This window comes from Streptomyces sp. NPDC006739, from assembly GCF_042869815.1.
In the GTDB taxonomy this organism is placed as follows: domain Bacteria; phylum Actinomycetota; class Actinomycetes; order Streptomycetales; family Streptomycetaceae; genus Streptomyces.
Genome location: NZ_JBIAGM010000079.1, coordinates 1 through 2,708 on the forward strand (window position 1 = coordinate 1; position 2,708 = coordinate 2,708).

Genomic DNA, 2,708 nt, shown 5'->3' on the forward strand with positions numbered 1-2,708 from the left:
ACGACACGACACGCCACCACTCCCACGGAATCACCGGCCCTATGCCTGACCAGCTAAAACGCCGCTTTCAGGTTCGGAAAGACAACGACGCCTAAGCTTCTCATCTGATGCCATCGCTTCTGTGCCCTGACCAGCAAAGGAGCATGGCACCCAGGCGAGAACTAGTAATGACATCGAAACGAGAAATCGCAGGGGCGGAAGCGCCATCACGGCCGTACGGGTGCCGGACGGGCGGGCCTGGCGTGGTCAGCGCGGCCAAGGAAGCAGGGGTGCGCCAGTCTGCCGGGGGCGCGGCGGGCGGGATGAGGTCCGGCATCGCGAGCTGCGCGAGGTCGGAGTCGGCAGTCTGGGCGAGTTCGGCCTCGGCCTGCACGGCGGTCAGCGCGCCGAGCCGATGCGGAGCCTCGGGCTGGTTCACGACGGCGTAGCGCTCACGCTGCGAGACCTCCAGGTCCTTCTTCAGACGGCGGGTGCGGGCGGACCGTGCCCGCCGTACCGCGCGGAGCTGTTCCTCGGTGGCCTGATCGGCCAGGTCCGCAGGACCCAAGTAGCGGCCGGTGGCCGCGTGGTAGACCTCGATGCGGTGGTCGTGGTGGGGCATGAAGCGGACCCGGACCTGGATCCCGGCCTGGCCGGTCATCCACGGCCCCACGTAGTCGCGTTTCCTGAAGCGGACACCGCGGGTGGTCAGCGTGCGGGTGCCGGCGTCTTCCAGGGTGAACGTCCACAGATCCGCGGCCGGCACGTCCCGCAGCGGGGTGGGATCGTCCTGCCACGCCTGAAGCGGAGTCCTGCCCCGCAAGGGCGCGGGCTGATGTTCGGTGTTCCACCACCGTGTCCAGTCCAGCAGCCGGGCGGTGAAGTCCTCGAAGCTGAGCAGTACCTCGTCCTTCGGGCGGGAAAGGCGTTTGCCGGGGCGCGGCTGGCGGGCGTAGCCGGGCAGAGCGGCCAGCAGCATCGGCTCCACCACCCGGTTCAGGCCCTCGACCGTGCCCTTGAGGTGCGGGGTGTAGGCGGGCAGGTCCTCCACGGTGACGTCCAGGAGATCGAACGCGGCGGTCACCGTTCGGGACAGGAAGTCTTTGCCGCGGTCCACCCGCACCTTCTCCGGCAGGCCACCGAACGGGCCGTAAGGGTCCTCGCGCAGGACCGCGGAGCGCAGCGCGGCCAGCACCGACTCCCGCGACGGATGCACCGGGGTCACCGCGACACCGGTGATCGCGTTGGTGGCGCAGTCCGTAAACCACGTGATCCACGGCCTGCGAGCCCTGCCCTCGACATCGACCAGCACCGGCGCCTGCATGTGGTCGGTCTCCCACACCTTGTTACGCCAACCCCGCGGCCGTGCCAGGAACACATCATGCTTACGTGCCTCGCGTTCACCGCCGGCGAGCCCGGCCCGCTCCCCCGGCGTCAGATCACGACGGATCGCCCGGTGCAGCGTCGGGATCGACGGAGGAGACTCGCCCTCGCCCCTGGCCGCGCGAGCGGTCAGTTCACGATGCACCGCCGCGACGTTGCCATTCCACAGCCCCAGCAGAGCCCGGACCTCATCAGTAACCGTGAACCGCCCGGGATACGCGGCCCGCTCCCCCGGTGCCCGGGCCGCAGCCTCGTCCCGCTCGGCGGCCGCCAGCCACCGCCACACCGCACGCTCCCGCACCCCCAGCACGTCCGCCGCCGACCTCACCTGCCCAGTGGTGAGCTTCCCCTCCCGCCGCAGGGCCAGCAGACGGCGCACCGCCGGCCCCCGCAACGCCCGAACCGACACAGCCGGCAAAGCCCCGCTCGAATCTCCACCCGCCCCTTCCGGGGCCGGACCCTGCTCTCCCTGATCCACGCCCCCGAGCACACCAACACCCATTCGGCCAGCGGATCAGAACTCACGAAACTGAGACAGCGTCACCCCTCATGCAATAACGCCCCAGGACAGCAATACCCCCCGGTTCTCTCACGCCCAGGACAGTGGCCCCACGCCTCAAAACCGCCACCGACCAGCAACAACACACCCAGACCCCACTGTCTCTCACCTCACTGCCCCAAAACCGAGAGATCGCACGTAGTGGGGGCGGGATTTGAACCACGCGACCTCTGGGTTATGAGCCCAGCGAGCTACCGAGCTGCTCCACCCCGCGTCGGTGACACGTACGCCACACGCGCGACACCTGCAGGGATTTACCGGGCCGCTCGCACCATCTCACCTCTGCACGCGACAGCGCGCAGCACTTGGGAGGCGCGATTGGTGGCCGCCGTGCGTCGGGACGTTCACAACGAAGGGCAGCAGGGCGCAGCCCGGGCTGAACAAACCCGAGGCGACCTCCGAAATCCGCTGGTCTAGGCCGCGTCAGCGGCGGAGGATGTCCGTCATGCGATATGCAGGATCGTCCAGCTGGCAGGTCCGAAGCGGGACCTCGCAGAATCTCGTGATCGGATTATTCGTGCGGGATGCGGCTGGTCTGCGTCCGCGCACTGACATCGATGTGCCGCCGCTGGTACCAGCGGTCGAAGCGCGGGCAAACCTCACGCCTCTTGCGGTCCCGGAGGCGTCGGTGCAGTGGGCCCGGGGTCGCGTCCGCTGGAGTGGTGTATTGACGGCCACTCGGTGATCTCTTCTTTGAGGCTATGCGGTGAGTTCGGTCGGGACGATGGTCTCGTCGGTTTGTGACTCGATCGGGTGGCGGTGGGCCTTGGCCAGGAGGTCGAGTCCC

The 2,708-nt window shown here is 68.6% G+C and carries 1 protein-coding gene and 1 tRNA gene; both read right to left on the minus strand.

Annotated features, from left to right (window positions below; genetic code table 11):
* Positions 1-100: 100 nt before the first annotated feature.
* Positions 101-1,741, minus strand: coding sequence for a Mu transposase C-terminal domain-containing protein (locus tag ACFYMM_RS44275; RefSeq protein WP_388398518.1), 1,641 nt, complete (start codon positions 1,739-1,741; stop codon positions 101-103).
* Positions 1,742-2,060: 319 nt separating this feature from the next.
* Positions 2,061-2,135: transfer RNA gene (locus ACFYMM_RS44280), tRNA-Met, on the minus strand.
* Between the last annotated feature and the right edge of the window lie 573 nt (positions 2,136-2,708).